Origin of the sequence: Halalkalibacter wakoensis JCM 9140, from assembly GCF_000513095.1 — a bacterium.
GTDB lineage: Bacteria > Bacillota > Bacilli > Bacillales > Bacillaceae_D > Halalkalibacter > Halalkalibacter wakoensis.
This window is the reverse complement of sequence record NZ_BAUT01000004.1, coordinates 65291-82883: the sequence shown is the minus strand read 5'-3', so window position 1 is coordinate 82883 and position 17593 is coordinate 65291. Positions and strand designations below refer to the sequence as shown.

Annotated in this window: 19 protein-coding genes and 5 pseudogenes; 7 read left to right on the top strand and 17 right to left on the bottom strand. The window is 37.2% G+C overall.

From position 1 onward, the window contains the following. Nucleotides 1-59 precede the first annotated feature (59 nt). From JCM9140_RS03340 to JCM9140_RS23515, 4 genes and pseudogenes are all read right to left on the bottom strand, one after another. Nucleotides 60-783 (bottom strand): annotated as a pseudogene (locus tag JCM9140_RS03340) (amino acid ABC transporter ATP-binding protein). Next, on the bottom strand, nt 776-1432 hold the full coding sequence (locus JCM9140_RS03335) for an amino acid ABC transporter permease (RefSeq protein WP_034624909.1): 657 nt from the start codon (nt 1430-1432) through the stop codon (nt 776-778). Before JCM9140_RS03335 ends, JCM9140_RS03340 begins: the two are co-directional and overlap by 8 nt. Nucleotides 1433-1528: 96 nt before the next feature. After that, nucleotides 1529-2110 (bottom strand): annotated as a pseudogene (locus JCM9140_RS03330) (transporter substrate-binding domain-containing protein); the annotation flags it as partial. A 462-nt stretch (nt 2111-2572) separates the two neighbouring features. After that, nucleotides 2573-2725, bottom strand: coding sequence for a hypothetical protein (locus JCM9140_RS23515; RefSeq protein ID WP_166485447.1), 153 nt, complete (start codon nt 2723-2725; stop codon nt 2573-2575). Between the two features lie 253 nt (nt 2726-2978). Here JCM9140_RS23515 and JCM9140_RS03325 point away from each other — a divergent pair, with 253 nt between their 5' ends. Then, complete coding sequence (locus JCM9140_RS03325; protein WP_034742328.1) at nt 2979-3344, top strand: PilZ domain-containing protein; 366 nt, start codon at nt 2979-2981, stop codon at nt 3342-3344. 10 nt (nt 3345-3354) lie between these two features. Here the strand turns inward: JCM9140_RS03325 and JCM9140_RS22280 are convergent, their stop codons facing one another. The 7 genes and pseudogenes from JCM9140_RS22280 to JCM9140_RS03295 all read right to left on the bottom strand — a co-directional run bounded on the left by JCM9140_RS22280 (nt 3355) and on the right by JCM9140_RS03295 (nt 9754). Continuing rightward, complete coding sequence (locus tag JCM9140_RS22280; protein ID WP_052002030.1) at nt 3355-4062, bottom strand: ATP-binding protein; 708 nt, start codon at nt 4060-4062, stop codon at nt 3355-3357. Between the two features lie 62 nt (nt 4063-4124). Next, nucleotides 4125-5171 carry a PAS domain-containing protein gene (locus JCM9140_RS22275; protein WP_052002029.1) on the bottom strand — a complete coding sequence of 349 codons (1047 nt, stop codon included), beginning with the start codon at nt 5169-5171 and terminating at the stop codon, nt 4125-4127. A gap of 248 nt (nt 5172-5419) precedes the next feature. Continuing rightward, nucleotides 5420-6265 (bottom strand): manganese catalase, encoded by an 846-nt coding sequence (locus tag JCM9140_RS03315; protein ID WP_034742325.1) that lies wholly within the window; start codon nt 6263-6265, stop codon nt 5420-5422. Nucleotides 6266-6414: 149 nt separating this feature from the next. Then, nucleotides 6415-6876 (bottom strand): spore coat protein, encoded by a 462-nt coding sequence (locus JCM9140_RS03310; RefSeq protein ID WP_034742322.1) that lies wholly within the window; start codon nt 6874-6876, stop codon nt 6415-6417. A 264-nt stretch (nt 6877-7140) separates the two neighbouring features. Next, a pseudogene (locus JCM9140_RS03305) lies at nt 7141-7512 on the bottom strand (spore coat protein); the annotation flags it as partial. Between the two features lie 143 nt (nt 7513-7655). Then, nucleotides 7656-7979 carry a hypothetical protein gene (locus tag JCM9140_RS03300; protein WP_034742316.1) on the bottom strand — a complete coding sequence of 108 codons (324 nt, stop codon included), beginning with the start codon at nt 7977-7979 and terminating at the stop codon, nt 7656-7658. A 150-nt stretch (nt 7980-8129) separates the two neighbouring features. Next, nucleotides 8130-9754: pseudogene (locus tag JCM9140_RS03295) on the bottom strand (BCCT family transporter). A 276-nt stretch (nt 9755-10030) separates the two neighbouring features. On the opposite strand from JCM9140_RS03295, the gene JCM9140_RS03290 reads away from it, so the two are divergent. The 3 genes from JCM9140_RS03290 to msrB all read left to right on the top strand — a co-directional run bounded on the left by JCM9140_RS03290 (nt 10031) and on the right by msrB (nt 11542). Continuing rightward, the gene (locus JCM9140_RS03290) at nt 10031-10504 is read left to right on the top strand and encodes a hypothetical protein (RefSeq protein WP_034742313.1); all 474 of its coding nucleotides are present in this window, start codon (nt 10031-10033) and stop codon (nt 10502-10504) included. A gap of 67 nt (nt 10505-10571) precedes the next feature. Then, a complete protein-coding gene (gene msrA / locus JCM9140_RS03285; protein WP_034742310.1) occupies nt 10572-11111 on the top strand; it encodes a peptide-methionine (S)-S-oxide reductase MsrA in 540 nt (179 codons plus the stop codon). Next, entirely contained in the window at nt 11108-11542 is a 435-nt protein-coding gene (gene msrB, locus JCM9140_RS03280; protein WP_034742307.1) for a peptide-methionine (R)-S-oxide reductase MsrB, read from the top strand. Before msrA ends, msrB begins: the two co-directional genes overlap by 4 nt. Before the next feature lie 100 nt (nt 11543-11642). Here the strand turns inward: msrB and JCM9140_RS03275 are convergent, their stop codons facing one another. Next, on the bottom strand, nt 11643-11828 hold the full coding sequence (locus JCM9140_RS03275; protein WP_034742302.1) for a hypothetical protein: 186 nt from the start codon (nt 11826-11828) through the stop codon (nt 11643-11645). A gap of 172 nt (nt 11829-12000) precedes the next feature. On the opposite strand from JCM9140_RS03275, the gene JCM9140_RS03270 reads away from it, so the two are divergent. The 3 genes from JCM9140_RS03270 to JCM9140_RS03260 are packed head-to-tail and all read left to right on the top strand — an operon-like array spanning nt 12001 to nt 13706. Then, nucleotides 12001-12732: an esterase family protein gene (locus JCM9140_RS03270; RefSeq protein WP_034742299.1), complete on the top strand. Its 732-nt coding sequence runs from the start codon at nt 12001-12003 to the stop codon at nt 12730-12732. A 26-nt stretch (nt 12733-12758) separates the two neighbouring features. Continuing rightward, on the top strand, nt 12759-13274 hold the full coding sequence (locus JCM9140_RS03265; RefSeq protein WP_034742296.1) for a YjcG family protein: 516 nt from the start codon (nt 12759-12761) through the stop codon (nt 13272-13274). Between the two features lie 6 nt (nt 13275-13280). Next, a complete protein-coding gene (locus JCM9140_RS03260; protein WP_034742293.1) occupies nt 13281-13706 on the top strand; it encodes a GNAT family N-acetyltransferase in 426 nt (141 codons plus the stop codon). A gap of 44 nt (nt 13707-13750) precedes the next feature. On the opposite strand, the gene JCM9140_RS24315 is transcribed toward JCM9140_RS03260, so the two are convergent. The 5 genes and pseudogenes from JCM9140_RS24315 to thiO all read right to left on the bottom strand — a co-directional run bounded on the left by JCM9140_RS24315 (nt 13751) and on the right by thiO (nt 17583). Then, entirely contained in the window at nt 13751-14098 is a 348-nt protein-coding gene (locus JCM9140_RS24315) for an MTH1187 family thiamine-binding protein (RefSeq protein ID WP_052002035.1), read from the bottom strand. A gap of 78 nt (nt 14099-14176) precedes the next feature. Next, nucleotides 14177-14857: pseudogene (locus tag JCM9140_RS24310) on the bottom strand (DUF1385 domain-containing protein); the annotation flags it as partial. Nucleotides 14858-14883: 26 nt separating this feature from the next. Next, nucleotides 14884-15474 (bottom strand): hypothetical protein, encoded by a 591-nt coding sequence (locus tag JCM9140_RS03250; RefSeq protein ID WP_034742290.1) that lies wholly within the window; start codon nt 15472-15474, stop codon nt 14884-14886. Nucleotides 15475-15641: 167 nt separating this feature from the next. Beyond that, a complete protein-coding gene (thiD, locus tag JCM9140_RS03245; RefSeq protein ID WP_034742287.1) occupies nt 15642-16445 on the bottom strand; it encodes a bifunctional hydroxymethylpyrimidine kinase/phosphomethylpyrimidine kinase in 804 nt (267 codons plus the stop codon). Between the two features lie 28 nt (nt 16446-16473). Next, nucleotides 16474-17583 carry a glycine oxidase ThiO gene (gene thiO, locus JCM9140_RS03240; RefSeq protein ID WP_034742284.1) on the bottom strand — a complete coding sequence of 370 codons (1110 nt, stop codon included), beginning with the start codon at nt 17581-17583 and terminating at the stop codon, nt 16474-16476. Nucleotides 17584-17593 lie beyond the last annotated feature (10 nt).

The following is a 17593-nucleotide window of genomic DNA, read 5'->3' as shown; positions in this document are numbered from 1 at the left end:
TATTATATAATATGTACCATTTCTGTATATAAAAAAGACTACACAGGTGTAGTCTTTTTTTATAAAACTTTTTCAAGAAACTCTTTAGCACGCTCTGAACGAGGTGATTGAAAAAAATTCATTTGGTGGTGCATCTTCCATTAGAATACCTTGATCTAAGAAGAGAACTCGATCAGCTACTTCTCTCGCAAAGCCCATTTCATGCGTGACAATCGCCATCGTCATCCCTGAGGTTGCTAAGTCTTTCATAACAGCTAATACTTCTTTAACCATTTCTGGATCTAATGCGGACGTAGGCTCATCAAATAACATGACATCTGGTTCCATCGCTAACGCCCTTGCAATGGCCACACGTTGCTTTTGTCCACCGGAAAGTCGACTTGGATATTCATCTCGTTTTTCAAGCAAGCCAACCTTTCTTAAAAGCGTCTCTGCTTTTTCTGTAGCTTCAGACTTTGAAATTCCTTTTACAGTCATTGGTGCATAGGTTAAGTTGCCTAACACAGTCATATGAGGAAATAAATGAAAATGTTGAAAAACCATCCCAATTTGTTGTCGCACTCGTAATACATTGCTTTTAGGGCTAGTTAATTCTTCTCCTCCAACATATATTTTACCTGATGTCGGCTTTTCTAATAAGTTCATGCATCTAAGGAAAGTTGATTTCCCTGATCCAGAAGGGCCAATAATGGCGACAACATCTCCCTTTTTAATCTCAGTTGAAATCCCCTTTAACACGTCAACTTTTCCAAATGATTTATATAAATTATCTACCTTAATCACTGCGCTGCAACCTCCTTTCAATAAGACGGCCAATAATCGTTAACACCATCACAAGTAAATAATAGATTAGACCAACAAATAAAAGCGCCTCAAAATAACGATAGATCTGCGCATTTAAAACTTGAGCACGACGCATAAGGTCCATGACTCCGATGATTGAGACAATGGCAGACTCTTTCGTAAGATTAATGAACTCATTGAAAAGTGCAGGCAAGATATTACGGAAAGCTTGTGGCAAGATAATACGTAACATCGTCGGACGGTATGGAATTCCAAGTGCTTCAGCCGCTTCTTTTTGACCTTTGTCAACAGCTTGAATCCCCGCACGAATGATTTCTGATACATACGCTGCTGAATTTAATCCAAAAGCAAGTACCCCAGCCACGTAAGCTGAAATATCCATTCCAAATTGCGGAATCCCAAAATAAATAATTGATAATTGTAAAATTAAAGGTGTTCCTCGAAATACAGATGTATAGGCATCTGCAAACCAACGAAGAACTCGGAATCGACCAATCTTAAAAATGGACAATATGATTCCTAAAACGAGACCTAATACTAGTGCAGCTGATACAAATTGTAACGTGACCCCGATCCCTTGTAACAAAAAAGGGATATGGGGCACGATTTGGCTAAAATCCAAATTCATGCCCAATTTCCTTCCTATTAACATTGTTTTCTAACACAACACATCCCGCGGCAAATATTTGCGCGCGGGTATGCTTTAAAAACTTTTTCATTACTGCGCGTTTAAATGACCTTCAGCAACAGTATCTTCCATTAAGATTGCATCAATACGTCCAGCATTCAATTCTTGCATAATTTCAGGAATACGGTTTAATTTCACTACTTCAAATCCGTACACTTCAGCTAGCTCATCCGCTTCTTCTTCTTGAATCGAACCTAATTGAACACCAACTTTTAATCCTTCTAAATCTTCAAGAGATGAAATCTCCGTGCTTTCTTTTGAAACGATTAAGTTTGTTGCTTCATAGTAAATGTCAGAGAAGTCAACATTTTCTTTACGCTCTTCAGTTGGCGTCATACCAGCTAAAACAAAATCAACTCGTCCCGATTCCATAGCAGGAATTAAACCATTAAAGTCCATATCCTCAATTTGTAAGTCATATCCTAATTGAGCTGTAATGTATTTAGCAATGTCAATATCAAAGCCAACAATTTCTCCTGTTTCAAGATCTACTGACTCGTAAGGTGGGTAATCAGCAGATGTTCCCATAATTAATGTCGTTGTTGTTTCTGTAGCTTCTGGTAGTTCAACTTCTGTAGCTTCTTCTGCGTCAAACCACTTGATAATTAGGTCGTCCATTTTCCCACTTTCAATTAACTCATTCAATGTTTGATTGAATGGTTCAAGAAGTTCACTTCCTTTAGGAAACGCAATTGCAGAACCTAATTCCCCTTCGCTAGGAATTTCAAAGCTAACTAATTGATCAGTAGCTTCGTCGCCACCACATCCAGCTAGTATTCCGACAGACAATACGGCCGACATACCAGCCAGTAACCAATTTTTTTTCATCATAAGTAAAGCCCCCTATATGTTTAGTAATATAATATTTATTCTACTTAATGCATATTAACACATAGTTTTATTGTTGCAAATAATTTTTTTTTAAAAGAACAAGACTATTATTACCAGATTATTCGCTACTTTTCAATTAAATATAGGAGATAACTTATCAAACAAATTGCTATTTGAAAATATTATGCTATTTTTCTATGGAAATGAAAAGAGCGACCTTATAATAAGGTCGCTCCAAAGTAAGTATGTTTATTCAGCTGCTTCTACGTCTTCTTCTACTGGTTCATCAACGGCAGCCGGATCATCCACTGGCGCATTCTCATCCACTGGCTCTCCACAAGCTGCTAACACACTAACTGAAAGTGCTCCCGCTAAAATTGTATAAAGTAGTTTCTTGCTCATCTCAAATTCCTCCTTTGTCTTTAGGTTGGATTTGTTGATGCGCTTCCAACAATCCCAATGATACTAAAGACACTGTCGCATTTGAAGACTATTTCCTCTTTTTACAAATTCTCACAAACTTGTTACAAATTCTCTCAATCTGTTTTTACTTTTTTTAGTTTTCGAACAACTTTGTATCATCAAGAAAAACGTGTATTTTCTCTGTATTATTCGCTATACTTGTGTAAATATCAAATTGAAAGGAGAGATGATTGTGCCCTATCGTCGTAACGAAGCATTCCGTTTCCCTTTTAGCTCCCCAATCCAAGCAACATTCAAACTAATTAAACTTGCAGAAAAAGAAATTACAAGCTCTGAAGGAGAAATCCAACTTTTAGATATTAGTCCTGGAGGTTTAAGAGGAAAATCCTCCTTATCATTGCCAGACCCTGAAAATACGAAAACCTCCCTAGAAATTCAATTTCAACTTAATTCAGAAAAGCTGGTCGTACAAGGTGAAATTGTTTGGAAGAAAGCATTAGCATACTCATACGAATACGGCGTTGTATTTTCTTTAACAGATGCGGAAGAAGCTTTATTAGTTAATGAGCTTAAGAAATACACTAAAAAACAAACCTAAACAAACGAAGCTACTGTGGCAATGCTTCGTTTGTTTCCATTGCGACAGAAGTAGGTAAAATGATTTCCATTTTGGTTCCAAAACCTTCCTTACTATAAATATTAAATACTCCGTTATGATGTTCAATAATTTTATAGCAAACCATTAATCCTAAACCTGTCCCTTTTTCTTTCGTTGAATAAAAAGGTTCACCTAACCGTTCAATTCTCTCTTTTGGAATTCCGCATCCATTGTCCTCAACTTGTATGCAAATTTGATTATGTGGATGGTTTGCGATTCGTACTGTAATAACTCCTTTTTCAGCGATCGCTTCAATGGAATTACGAATTAAATTAATTAAAACTTGTTTCAGTTGTTTCTCTAATCCATAAATCATTGGGACCTGCTCATATTCAAAATCTAATTTAACATTATTCATGTTTGATTGTGCTTCTGTCAATGTTATTAGTTGATTTACTAAATGAACCATATCAATTTTTTGGAATTTATTTTCAAAATTCGGTTTAGCTAACGTCAAGTATTCATAGATGATGGATTCTACTCTCTCTAGTTCTTCCATCACTAAATTTAGATAAAAAGAGTTATATTTCTCTTCCTTTTGAAATACTTGCAAAAAGCCTTTTATTGTAGTTAACGGATTCCGTATTTCATGTGCTACCCCAGCAGCTAATTGGGCTACAACTGCTAATTTATCGGATTTCCTTATAAGGTCATCCATTTTCTTACGCTCAGAAATATCCTTTATAATTGTTCTAAATGCATGTTTTCCTCTGAATTGAATTACAGTTGTCGTTGCTTCGATTCAATCGTTTTTCCATTTTGCAGCAAAAGAGTATACAGGGAGTGATCAACAGCAATATCACCAGATAAAAGTTGTCTAATTCCCTCTCGTACTTTCGCCATATCATATGTAGACAACAATTGATTTAATTTCGTCTCAGATAACCTATCAGCATTTGTCACCCCAAATAGTGATTCACCTGCAGGATTGATATAAATAAACTCGTTGCCATCATGAACTGTAATGGTTTCCGGTATGTTTTCTACCAGACTTCGATAATTCTCTTCTTTTAATCTGAGCTCTTCTTCCATTTGTTTTCGCTCAGTAACATTTATAAAATACATCGTTACTTGATCTTCAGAACGATAGGCCCTAACATCAAACCATTTACTATGTTTTTTATCAAAATATTCTACTTGAGCGTAGTCTTCACCAACGAGTAAATGATAAAACTTTTTCGTTAAGGTTTCATTTCTATCTTTCATTAAGTATGACCAAAAATCAGATTGCTGCAGATCGTTCCAAGTCAACGCTAGCATCTTTTCTGCTTCTTCGTTAACATATAAAAATTGTCCATTAAGTTTAATTGTAATGATGGCATCTTTTATGCCGTCTAAAATCTTCTTAGGCAATCGAACTTCATCTCTGTTACGAATGCTTTCTAACAGCATCTTTTGATCTCCATCTTGCTGTAAATTGACCGTTACTCGATCTAACTGAAGGTGAAAGCAAGTTTCCTCTGAAGAAGAAACGTCTGTTATTGTAAAGAGAGTCGACTGAAGATACCCATTCCCGTGCAAAATGACCTTTTCTACTTGCTCATATTTTTGTCCCTTTTTGAAAAGAAAATCTGAATGATTCTCTTTCGTAGCATGATCCTCACATATGAAAAACGATTCAATCGGCCTTTCATACATTTCCTCTTTCGAATAACCAAAATGTTGACAAAATGCCGTATTCACAAGTAAAAAAGCACCCGTTTCACTAACGATTGCTTGCCCTTGTAATGATGCTTCAAAACATGAGGAAATGACTGAATCATTCATTTTACATTCTCCTAACTTAGACAAAACTAGCTCTTAAATATACATTTTCGTCGTTTTTCCCTAAAATTCCTTCTTGCTTCCTTTTTTTCTGCCTTTTTTACGTTAGAGATGGAAATGGAGCTAACTAAATAAGGAAATTCCAAGAGGTTCCACGAAATCATACGTTTCCATCAAAAGCCCTGAGGACGAAGGCGCTCGTCTCTCAAGGCATCGACAAACAGATCCTAATAAATCCGTTTTAAATTTATTTACATCATTGGAGGAAGATGAGGATCGCTTGGTAACATTGTGTTATGAACATAAGGAGGAGCAGGTCTAAGTTTTGGAATTTTTCCAAATGGCTTAGGATTATGATAATATTTGAATTCGCCTAATCCATCCATACTAGGACCACTCGCCCACCGGCCTGCCTTACTAGCTGTTCCACCAGAAAGATCATAAAAATCATAGGCAACAGCTTGCTTCTCCAGAGCACGTGGAAAAGAACTTGGTACAACGATATTCTCTTTTTCTTCTAATTCACAGATCGCTGCATACCACTGATTTTGATGCATCGTGTCACGCGCAATTAAAAATGAAAGCATATCCTTAACACCAGGATCGGTTGTCATTTCATATAAACGAACCGCTTGAAGACGCCCTTGTGATTCAGATGTTAAATTTAAACGAAAGTCTGCAAGTAAGTTTCCACTTGCGTTAATATATGCAGCTGTCCATGGATTTCCAACACTATCAGTTGGCATAGCTCCAAGTCCACTTACAATCGCATGCTGTGGATTCATGCCACCTAAGACTGCTCCAATAACAGGGTCTTTTGCCGCTGCCTCTTGATCCCCAACTGGTGCATTATCTAATAAACGTGCAATCATCGTAGCTAGCATTTCAACGTGGGCCATTTCCTCTGTTCCCGTTGCAAGTAGCAAATCACGATATTTCTCTTCCCCCCTAAAATTCCATCCTTGAAACATATACTGCAAAGCAACCGAAATTTCCCCAAATTGGCCACCTAAAATTTCTTGTAATTTTTTTGCGTAGACAGCATCTGGTCTAGCTGGCTTAGCATTGTATTGCAATTGATCAACATGATAAAACATAATTCCATCTCCTCGCTATTAGATCTGTTCTTAGTTACGTTATTCTAGTAACTTGGACTATGTTCAAAAAAATGCAAAACAATCAATTTTCCACAAGAAATCAAAGAAGACAGGGGATCTCCCTGCCTTCTCTAAAATGAGACAAAGTTCTATAGAACATCAATATTAACAAGTAACGCAAGAAGAATTTGAAGCAATAACTGAATGTTTACACCAATTTGCGTATCTGTTGTTGTTACGTCGACATTTCTTGAGTTTTCAATGACCGTTTTTTGGAAAGTCAATTGCTTTGTTTTTGTGCTTTGCAATAACTCTTGAGTAATTTGTTCTGCTTGCTCACTGCTAGCTACAGAAATGCTTACAACTAACGCGATTGCTGCTTGTAGAGATGCCTGTAAAGAGACTGCCGCTTTTGTATCAGTTGAACTTACATTCACATCACAAGAGTCCTTGATGAAAATATATTCTTCTGATTGTTGGAATGTTTTATCTACTTGACCCGCGCTTTGTGTTACTGTTTCATTATCTGTTGGATGACATGCGTCTGGGTCTAATGCTGACCACCTTTTTTGATCGTCTTTCTTTGAAGAATAATATACATCTTGATTCATTTCTTAATTCCTCCTTTCCGTTTCTAATTTACACTATGTCTGTTAGCTGATTTTGACTGGTCGTTTGCCTTGGGTTTTCTGACTAATTTTAAAAAAAGCAAATATTTTTTCTGTAACAAAGGAAATGTCGTACAAACAATATGAATAATCTCTTTACCGGACTAACTTCTTTGAACCACTATTGAAAATGGACAACCTCTATAAAAAAAGATGACCATTATAGCAATCTATAACAGTCATCCTTATACCATCTTTTATTAGCTCTTAAAGAACATCTAAATTAACTAATAACGCAAGTAGGATTTGCAATAGTAATTGAATGTTTACACCAATTTGCGTATCTGTTGTTGTCACATTAACGTTTTTGGAGTTTTCAATTACAGTCTTTTGCATAGTCATTTGTTTTGTCTTCGTACTTTGAAGCAATTCCTGAGTAATTCTTTCAGCTTCTTCACTGCTAGCAACTGAAATGCTAACAATTAAGGCAATAGCCGCTTGAAGGGATGCTTGAAGAGATACAGCTGCTTTCGTATCCGTTGAACTCACAGTAATATCTGCAGAATCACTAATAAAAATATACTCCTCGGATTGTTGGAATGTTTTATCCAGTTGACCAGCTGTTTGGTTAATTTCTTGACTCATCTCGAATTCCTCCTTTCCGTTTCTAATTTACACTATTGCTATTCACCGATATTTGATTGGTCATTTGCCTCAATAAAGAAGCCCATTTTTTATTCAAAAAACAGAAAGTGAGGTTGCCCCCACTTTCCTCACCTGATTTATTCTTCATCTTTATTAAAAAACGTCTTAACTTGTTTTACATCATTGTTGCTATTCATCATTTTTTCTAAAGACTGCTCAATAACTGAATTTGTAGGAGCCTCATCATTAGAATTTTGCACTGGTCCCTGCTCGAAATCCTCTTCACTTAGTACTTTATTTTGATTTTCAAGAAATTTTTCAACCTCGGCTTGAATTTCTCCTACGACTTTCTTTACCTTTTCTTTTTCTTCATCAGACAAATCAGTAGCTGGCTTTGCATTATGCTTACTTAACACTTTTTTCACCATAATATTCATAAGATCTTGCTGATAGTTTTCCATCATCAAACTCCTCTCTTCCATCAATCTTTATAGCCGAATGGCATTATTAGGATATGATACAAGCGGAATGGGTGTGTTAGACTTCTGCATAGAACTTACGAATTCAATACAAAAAGGAAAGGGAAATAACTGAATATCCCTTTCCTTTCTTTATTTTTTTTCATCTTGATCTATCTCTAATTTTTCAATTAAATCTTCTTTTATTTCTTCTTTCATTTCATCAATTAGTTCATCTTTCATTTCTTCTTTTATTTCTTCGATCACTTCTTCTTTAATATTGTCATACATTTCATCCCGAATCTCAGCCTTTATTTCTTTTCGATTTCTTTTACGGCGTTTGCTACCTTCGAGCTTATAGTCTTTTCCTAACATGATTAAAACAGAAACAATCATAACCGTCATAATAATCGCAAATGGTAAAGCCGCAATGATTGAAGCTGTTTGCAAGGCACCTAAACCACCGTCTCCACTAATTAAAAGAACTGCAGCTGTCCCAGCAATTAAAACACCCCAAAGCATTTTTGAGAACAAGCTAGGGTTTAAACTTCCGTGTGACGTCATAGCCCCCAATACATAAGACGCAGAATCAGCTGATGTAATAAAGAAAATTAAGATTAACACCACTGCAATAAAGCTCGTTATAGCACTTAAAGGTAATTCTCCAAGTGTAGCAAATAAGGCTAATTCAACATTGTTCATGACAAGCTCGCCAATCGGAGCTGTCCCTGCTATTTCTAAACTTAAAGCCGTTCCACCAAACGTTGTAAACCAAATAACCGCTAAAATAGAAGGTACAACTAACACGCCTGTCATAAATTCCCTAATTGTTCTTCCCCTTGAGATTCTGGCAATAAAAATCCCCATAAAAGGAGCCCAGGCAATATGCCAAGCCCAAAAAAAGATCGTATTTGTCCCAAGCCAAGCACTTTCAAGAAATGGCGTCATCGTTAAACTCATTGAAGCGACGTTCGTAAAATAACCACCAAGTGTTGTGACAAAACTCTCTGCTATAAATAGTGTTGGCCCTACAATAATAACAAACAACAAAAGAACAGCGGCCACAGCTAAATTAATGTTACTTAACCTCTTGATCCCTTTATCTACGCCCTTTGCGGCAGAAAACATAAACAAAAATGTCACAACCGCAATGATAATAACTTGAGTAGCAACGGTATTAGGGATAGGAGATATATATGACAGTCCTCCTGTAATTTGCAAGGCACTAAGTCCAAACGTTGTTGCTACACCTGTACAAGTAGCAATAACGGCTAAAATATCAATGGATTTTCCTAACCACCCGTGTACCCTTTCTCCAATTAACGGGTAAAAAGCCGAACTAATTAACGCTGGTCGGTCTTTTCTAAATTGGACGTATGCTAGAGTTAGTCCTACAATCGAAAAAATTGCCCACGGATGTAAGGCCCAATGAAAAACAGCGTACCGTAACCCTGCAACGGCAGCTTGGGGAGTTTCTGGTGTAATACCTGCTGGTGCATCAAAATAGTATAAAACTGGTTCTGCTACTCCCCAAAAGACGAAACCTACTCCGATCCCAGCTGCAAATAACATACCAATCCACGAATACCAAGAATACTCAGGTCGTTCATCTGGTTTTCCTAAACGTATTTTCCCCAGTGGCTTAATGCTAGGACAATCACAAATAGAACAAAAAAAGCTGTTGATAACATGTAAAACCACCCAAAGTTATCTAACATCCATCCTAGTCCTTGTCCTGCTGCCTCATCAAGGGAACGAGGAGACAGCGCCCCCCACAATACAAAAAGACCTACTAAAACGGCTGATATAATTAGGACACTTTCATTTTTTTTGTTTCATTTACTCTCTCCATCGTAACCTCCTTTTTAAACGATCCCTTATTTTTATCACCTTTATAAAAAAATAAACATACCTATCTTTTACTTTCGTCTATTTCAAGTAAAATATTCTATTCTTTCCTCTATCCAATTATTGTAATGAATCCATTCAGTTTAGAAAGATCTTTTACACATACACTATAAATCATCTAGATAAAAATATAGCGAGGTCTTAAAATGAGCAAAGAAAAAAGAGCTGAGATCATTTTTTGGAGCATTGCTTTTCCTGGGTTTGGTCAATTTTTAAATCAAAAATACGCAAAAGGATTTCTATTTGTTTTATTGGAGTTTATTGTAAATGTCCAAGCAAGGTTAAATTTAGCAATTATTCCAAGTTTCTATGGCTTGGGTGAGTCAGCTAATGCAACCGTAAACTATCAATGGATTATGTTTTATCCTTGTTTATATCTCTTCTCTATGTATGATGCCTATCGAGACGCTGGTGGAAAAGAAGTTAAGTATGCTTTTATTCCCTTTGTCACGTCCGCTTACGCTGGGACGATTGGAGTGATCTATTCATCCATTGAATTTTTTGGTCAAGTTGCTGGAGTGATCTGGCTTCCGATTATTTTTCACTTAAGCGGTTATGTAATCGGAATGGGCATAAGGTTACTCGTATTAAAAACAGCAGGTGTTGAACCACAACCATAAATGCTAGTCATTTTCAAATTCCTCACATACCTAGTATAATGAGTGAAAAAGAAAAGGGGGGACTCTCATGACAAAGCGCACTTTCGAAAAAGCAACGTTTGCTGGTGGGTGTTTTTGGTGTATGGTAAAACCTTTTGATCAATTTGAAGGCATTGAATCGGTTGTCTCAGGCTACACTGGCGGTCATACAAAAAACCCTACATATGAGGAAGTCTGTTCAGAAACAACAGGTCACTTTGAAGCTGTTCAAATCACATTTGATCCGACTGTTTTTTCATACGAAAAGATTCTATCCATTTACTGGCAACAAATTGATCCAACAGATCCCGGCGGCCAGTTCTTTGATCGTGGTGACTCTTATCGAACAGCCATCTTCTACCACAATGAAAAACAAAGGGAATTAGCTGAACAGTCTAAAGTAAGCTTGGAAAACAGCTCAAAGTTCTCAAAAGCAATCGCAACATTAATCTTACCAGCTGAAGAATTTTACCCAGCTGAAGATTACCACCAAGATTACTATCAAAAGAACCCAGTTCATTATATGAGATATCGAAAAGGATCAGGTAGAGAAGCATTTATTCAACACCATTGGGGAGGCGAACAATGAGCAAAGAATCAAAAGAACAATTAAAAAAACGACTGACACCGATGCAATATGCCATCACACAAGAAAACGGAACAGAACCACCTTTTCAAAATGAATATTACAATCATGAAGAAGAAGGAATTTATGTTGATATTGTTTCTGGGAAACCTCTTTTTAGTTCATTAGATAAATATGATGCTGGATGTGGCTGGCCTAGTTTTACAAAACCGATTGTTGACGAAGAAATTATTGAGAAAGAGGACTACACTCACGGTATGATTCGAACAGAAGTAAGAAGCAAGGCAGCCGATTCTCATTTAGGCCATGTTTTCAACGATGGTCCGGGTCCAAATGGGTTACGATATTGTATTAATTCTGCTGCTCTTCGTTTCATTCCTAAATCGGAACTAGAAAAAGAAGGATACCCATCTTATAAAAAACTTTTTGATTAAGTAAAAAACAGGGCGAGTTCAAAGATCCATTGAATCTTTTTCGACTCACCCTGTTTATTTTTTCCTTTTTACCCCTTATCTGTTTATCCATTATCTACAGCTATACTTTTTCATCATACGTGTAGCGCACAACATACTTATCTGTCCGAAGTTTTTTAATTTCAACAAGTGGACCTATTTCATATCCATTCATCCAATTGTCTTCTATTTTCGCTTTCACACATCCAGCTTGAAACTTCGATTTGAAAACTTGTTTATAATAAATCCATCTTGGAATACTCGCCATCTTATCTCACCTTTCTGTCTTTTCTATATAGTACAAAATATTACAGAACTTCTCAATTTGTTCGAGACTTCCCATTTTAAGTTAAATATTATATTCCTTACCTTAACATAGCATTCTTAACAATCATTAGGTAAAATAAAAAAGAGATCTTCTATAAAAGGGGTTGAAACAGATGAGTTACCGCTCATTAGAAGGAATGATTTCAGAAAGAAGTATTCAGAGTAAAGAACTACAAGAAGAAATTTCTTTGCTAGTATATACACCTCCAAACTTCACGCCTCTTCAATCTTATGATGTTCTAATTTGCCAAGATGGTCATGATTACTTCCAACTTGGACGGATTCCAAGACAATTAGAACAATTGATAGATGAAGGTGAAGTGAGAGAAACCATCATCGTTGCGGTTCCGTATCCTTCTGTAGCTGAACGCAGAAAGAGATATCATCCTAACGGAGAAAAGGTAGACGCATATGTACGCTTTCTTGCTCATGAACTTGTTCCATTTATCGATCATAACTTTCCAACTCATCAACTAGCTTCATCAAGGACATTGGCTGGAGACTCTCTTGCTGGAACCGTATCATTATTAACAGCTTTACAGTATCCAAACCTGTTTGGACAAGTGATGATGCATTCTCCCTATGTAAATGATAAAGTATTAACGACTGTAGCTTCTTATGAGAAAAATGAGAATTTATCTATTTACCATGTTATAGGTAAGAAAGAAACAAACGTTAAAACAACAGACGGTCAAGTTCTTGATTTTGTTACACCTAATAGGGAACTGTATGCCCTATTAAAAAAAATGCCTTTTTCTTACACATATGAAGAGTTTGATGGAGACCACACCTGGACGTATTGGCAAAAAGATTTGCCAAGGGGATTAACCACGTTATTGGCGTAAAAGACAAGTAAAAGGAGGAGTTTAACTTGAACTATGGAATTGCCCTATTTCCATCTAAAGAGCTGCAAGATCATGCGAATTCATATCGGATGCGTTATGATTCGCATTATGCACTCATACCGCCTCACATCACCTTGAAAGAAACGTTTGAAATATCAGAAGAGGAATTGCCTTTATACATTTCAACCTTAAAGGAAATTGCAAATAATGCCCAACCGGTTCACATTAATATTTATAAAGTAGATACTTTTTACCCACAATCCAATACGATTTTCTTTAAAATTCGTGAACATGCATCATTAATGTATCTGTACGATGCTTTGCACCAAGATCCCTTTTCTCGTAATGAAAAGTATGGATTTATTCCTCATCTAACAATTGGTCAAGACTTATCGAATCAGGAACATTCTGATGTTGCTGGCCAACTCAAAATGAAAACAATTGAACACCAAGAAACCATAAACCGCATGCAATTGCTCTATCAACTTGAAAATGGCTCTTGGACGGTCTATGAAACATTTCATCTTGGAAAGGACGCTTAACTAATTATGAATGTCGTAAAAGTTACAACAAAAGATCAACTACAGGAAGCTTATAAAATTCGAACTGAAGTGTTTGTTGAAGAACAAAATGTTCCAATAGAAGAAGAAATAGACCAGCACGAACAAGAAGCGATTCATTTCGTTCTTTATAATCAAACAAAGGCAGTCGGTGCTGGTAGGCTTCGTTTTGTAGATGGGTATGGAAAAATTGAACGAATATGCGTTTCTAAAGAAGCTCGAGGTACAGGAGCCGGAAGACAATTAATGAAAGCAATTGAAGAAACAGCTCAGCTTGAAGGGGCAACGAAAGCAAAGCTAAATGCCCAAATTCAAGCTCAGGATTTTTATCATAAGCTGGGGTATGAAACTGTCTCTGGAGAATTTCTCGATGCGGGCATTCCACATGTAACAATGATAAAACCCCTAAAATAAAAAAAGATTGTCGCACAGGTCTTTACCTGTGTGACAACCTTTTTTCATGATTCTTTATGTTGAACTGGCTCTGTTTCTAGTTCGACTTGACTTAAGTGCGCTTGAACCGCTTCTACCTTACCTTCCATTGTTGCTCGTTTATCACGTCTATCGTCAATTCGAATATTTGTCGCCACTCGCTGTAGGCCATGTTTAAATGGAACCTCATGAATGGCTTGTATGACTTCAAATAACACAGGCAATTCCCCTTCAATAAGGGTACTCATTGGGGTTAATTGATACGTAATTTTGCCCTCATATGTTTTTAACACTTCTTGTATTTCTGCCACATATTTACTCACACTTGGTGAATCTGTTCCAATTGGTATTATTGTTACATCCACAATTGCCATATATGTTTCCTCCTTCTTTCGTACAGGCCTTTTTACAACCAATTTATCAGGAAATTCTTTTGATGCAAGCTTACGATACGACTCGATTGAGGCAATCATATGTCTTCTCTCAGGCTCTGTTGTCGTTACATGTATTTGTAACCAATAGGATACCGATAAAATGACTTTTTTAACAAAACCAAATCCTTCTATATTCATTAGCCTTTGAATAATCGGAACAAGCAGCAAACTACTATAAGACGCAACCTCTACTGCTCTAGCTCCACTCTCCATTATTGCAGCTAAACTACTACCAATCAAGATAACACTTAGAAAATAAATGACGACGATATTGGTTGAGCAATACCGATTTGTAATGCTTGCTTTTTTTATCAAAGGAAGACGAGCCCTGCGTATGACACCTTTATCACTAAAAACTTTATGTTCAGCACCGTGATATTGGCGAAGCTGCTTTGGGAAGATAAAATGAGTACCGAATATATAATAAAGCAAAAAGTAATAAGGAAGCCCGTTCCAATTGATCGGATAGAAAATAGTGACTATTTTTGGGATAAATATGAGACCAACTAAAAAGAAAGTAAATAATTTAAACCAAATCGGCATAGATAGAGTAATTTGCTTCATCATTACACCAAGGGTCGCTACATTGATTGGCTTAATCCAACTTTTCAAGCGGCCCTTTTCATGGTAGGCGCATGCAACATGTTGTCTACCAATATAAAAAATACCATTTTGATAAGACAGTCCTCTAATTTTCATGCACGTACCTTCCCCTTCTTTAGTCCTTATTGCAATCTCTTCTCCACTGTCCAATAAGGAACATTTGCTGCACCAATAAAAGTAGGTTCTACAAGTAAAGCATCTGTTTTATCAAGGGGAGCATGCTCTGTCCATGTATGCAAAAGAGTGACAATAATATCTTCTTTATCGATCCCTTCCCCATCGAACAAAACTTCAAATTGACCGATATTTCCAAAGCTTTCATGCTCCACTAATTTATTTGAAAAAGAAAAAATTAATCCGTTATCAACAGTCGTCCCGTCTGTTTGTTCAATTGGTTGACCTGCATATAATAGCTCAAGGCTCCCTTGTAAATCAACATCTGTACGTGGTACACCTGTTTCCTGATCCATTACAACAATCCCGATATAATCTTCGCCATACAAACCCTCTTGTGGCATGATGGTCCAATCCCATTCTCCCGTTAACTTGATCCCCTTCTCTGTTTGAGTATAATCAAGCTCGAATTCCATCACATCTTGCAATTCCTCATTTGTAATTGTTTCAGAGCCTTGCAAAAAATGATAGCCTCCTAAAATCATGATGATTGCTAAAATGGCTGGTAAAATAAGTACTGGTTTATTTCCGCGAAACATATTCTTTTCTTCCTTCCTATGTTCTACACCCAAGATACAACCCTTACTCTTATACTAATCGATTTATGTGGAAGAAGTAAACGACTTACGTAAGAATGAAGCAAATACTCCATAAAAAGAGGATCTCACAAAAAGTTCACTTTGACTTTTTGAAAGATCCTTCCTTATTACTTCCCTAAATGTCGATATGCAGCATGATTTGTAGGGCCAATGCCTCTACCAATTACTAACGAATTAGAAATAGCAGCGGTAATAAATTGCTTAGCCGTCTCTGTTGCATCTTTTATTGTAGCACTTTTTGCTAGCTCGGCTGCAATGGCTGCTGCAAATGTACAACCCGTTCCATGCGTATGCTTTGTATCGATTCGTTCTACTTTTAATTCGAAGAACTCTTCCCCATCATACAATAAGTCAACAGCTGGACCTTCTGTTAAATGTCCACCTTTTAAAACGACATACGTCGGCCCTAGTTTATGTAAATCGACAGCTGCCTGTTTCATCTCATCTACTGTTTTCATTTCCGCTCGCCCTAGTAGCTTAGCTGCTTCTGGCAAATTCGGCGTAATTACCGTAGAAATTGGTAACAATTCATGTTTAAGAGCTTGCACAGCCTCTTCTTGTAAAAGTGAAGCTCCGCCTTTTGCGATCATAACCGGATCGACAACAATATTACTCACTTCATATTGCCTTAACTTGTTGGAAACTAAAGTAATAATTTCCGCGGAAAACAACATTCCCGTCTTCACTGCGTCTGCCCCTATATCAGATAAGACCGCATCAATTTGAGCCTCAATGGCTTCGATTGATTGTGGATAAACGCCATGAACTCCTAATGTATTTTGAGCCGTTAACGCTGTAATAACGCTCATCCCAAACGTATGTAACTCTTGAAATGTTTTTAAGTCTGCTTGAATACCAGCTCCACCACCACTATCTGAGCCAGCAATTGTTAACGTTTTAGCAAGTGACATACATCAGCCTCCTCCTATTATGTTTTATTTACGAAAAGCGCTCTGGTTTACAAGAGGCAAGTGGAGAATAAGGTTCTTTTTCATCCAACAAATCTGCTACAGCAACCGCAGTAATCGGACTTAATAAAATTCCATTTCGATAATGACCTGTCGCAAACACGACATGCGGCGCTTCCTCAAGTTTTCCTATTAATGGAAACCCGTCTTGAGTTGCCGGACGCAATCCGGCCCAAGTGTGAAATGGCGTTTCTTTTTCAAGAAACGGGAACACCTTCTTGTTCCAATTTGTTAGTCTTGCTATGCCTTTTTCTGTCACATCTGTGCGAAATCCAGCAATGTCTTCTGAAGCACCATTTACTAGGGTTCCGTTTGCTTTTGGAACAAGGTACCCTTGACTTGTATAAACAATATGCTTAATCTGTTCAACAGGAACTTCATATGCACAAATTTGACCACGGATCGGATAAACAGGAATCCGCACTCCAAACACTTCTTCTAATTCACTAGACCATGCTCCCGAACACACGATGAGACGATCTCCCTTAAATACCCTTCCATCTTTAGCACGAAGGGTAATAGACTCTTTCCAATCCACCACATCAACCTGTTCAAGCTGTTCAAAAATTTGTACGCCGTTCAACCGACATGCCGCCTCAAGCGCCTTCACATAATCAGGAGCAAATACATGGCTCTCTTCTGGATAATACATAGCTGCTTTTATTTCTTTTGAAAGAGAGGGCTCCATCTCCCATAAACGATCTCCCATAATAAGCTCCGTTTCAGCCCCCCAGTCACGTTGCCATGATTGTCGTGTTTCAAGAGCTAAAACATCTGCATCATGATAAACGGCATGCAGACTTCCACTTTCCGAAAACTCAAAATCCATTTTAGACATACCTTTTACTTCTGCTTGCCATTTTTTATACATCCGCAAACTATCAAGACAAAGTTTAAAAAAGTCATCTGGATCTTCTCCAATTTCGGAATAAGGAGCAAGCATCCCCGCGGCTGCTCCGGATGCTTGTCCCCCACAACTAGTTTTCTCTAGTACAGTTACATCAAAGTTTCGTCTACTCAGCTCAAAAGCGGTAGCTAGACCAATGACGCCCCCTCCTAATACCACTACTTTCTCTGACACCTGTCTCCCC

What these genes read in the sequence shown, in the direction of transcription:
- JCM9140_RS03335 (WP_034624909.1), bottom strand. Translation starts at nt 1,432, where the DNA reads ATGAATTTGGATTTTAGCCAAATCGTGCCCCATATCCCTTTTTTGTTA.
- JCM9140_RS23515 (WP_166485447.1), bottom strand. Translation starts at nt 2,725, where the DNA reads ATGAGCAAGAAACTACTTTATACAATTTTAGCGGGAGCACTTTCAGTT.
- JCM9140_RS22280 (WP_052002030.1), bottom strand. Translation starts at nt 4,062, where the DNA reads ATGGATGACCTTATAAGGAAATCCGATAAATTAGCAGTTGTAGCCCAA.
- JCM9140_RS22275 (WP_052002029.1), bottom strand. Translation starts at nt 5,171, where the DNA reads ATGAATGATTCAGTCATTTCCTCATGTTTTGAAGCATCATTACAAGGG.
- JCM9140_RS03315 (WP_034742325.1), bottom strand. Translation starts at nt 6,265, where the DNA reads ATGTTTTATCATGTTGATCAATTGCAATACAATGCTAAGCCAGCTAGA.
- JCM9140_RS03310 (WP_034742322.1), bottom strand. Translation starts at nt 6,876, where the DNA reads ATGAATCAAGATGTATATTATTCTTCAAAGAAAGACGATCAAAAAAGG.
- JCM9140_RS03300 (WP_034742316.1), bottom strand. Translation starts at nt 7,979, where the DNA reads ATGGAAAACTATCAGCAAGATCTTATGAATATTATGGTGAAAAAAGTG.
- JCM9140_RS03290 (WP_034742313.1), top strand. Translation starts at nt 10,031, where the DNA reads ATGAGCAAAGAAAAAAGAGCTGAGATCATTTTTTGGAGCATTGCTTTT.
- msrA (WP_034742310.1), top strand. Translation starts at nt 10,572, where the DNA reads ATGACAAAGCGCACTTTCGAAAAAGCAACGTTTGCTGGTGGGTGTTTT.
- msrB (WP_034742307.1), top strand. Translation starts at nt 11,108, where the DNA reads ATGAGCAAAGAATCAAAAGAACAATTAAAAAAACGACTGACACCGATG.
- JCM9140_RS03275 (WP_034742302.1), bottom strand. Translation starts at nt 11,828, where the DNA reads ATGGCGAGTATTCCAAGATGGATTTATTATAAACAAGTTTTCAAATCG.
- JCM9140_RS03270 (WP_034742299.1), top strand. Translation starts at nt 12,001, where the DNA reads ATGAGTTACCGCTCATTAGAAGGAATGATTTCAGAAAGAAGTATTCAG.
- JCM9140_RS03260 (WP_034742293.1), top strand. Translation starts at nt 13,281, where the DNA reads ATGAATGTCGTAAAAGTTACAACAAAAGATCAACTACAGGAAGCTTAT.
- JCM9140_RS24315 (WP_052002035.1), bottom strand. Translation starts at nt 14,098, where the DNA reads ATGGCAATTGTGGATGTAACAATAATACCAATTGGAACAGATTCACCA.
- JCM9140_RS03250 (WP_034742290.1), bottom strand. Translation starts at nt 15,474, where the DNA reads ATGTTTCGCGGAAATAAACCAGTACTTATTTTACCAGCCATTTTAGCA.
- thiD (WP_034742287.1), bottom strand. Translation starts at nt 16,445, where the DNA reads ATGTCACTTGCTAAAACGTTAACAATTGCTGGCTCAGATAGTGGTGGT.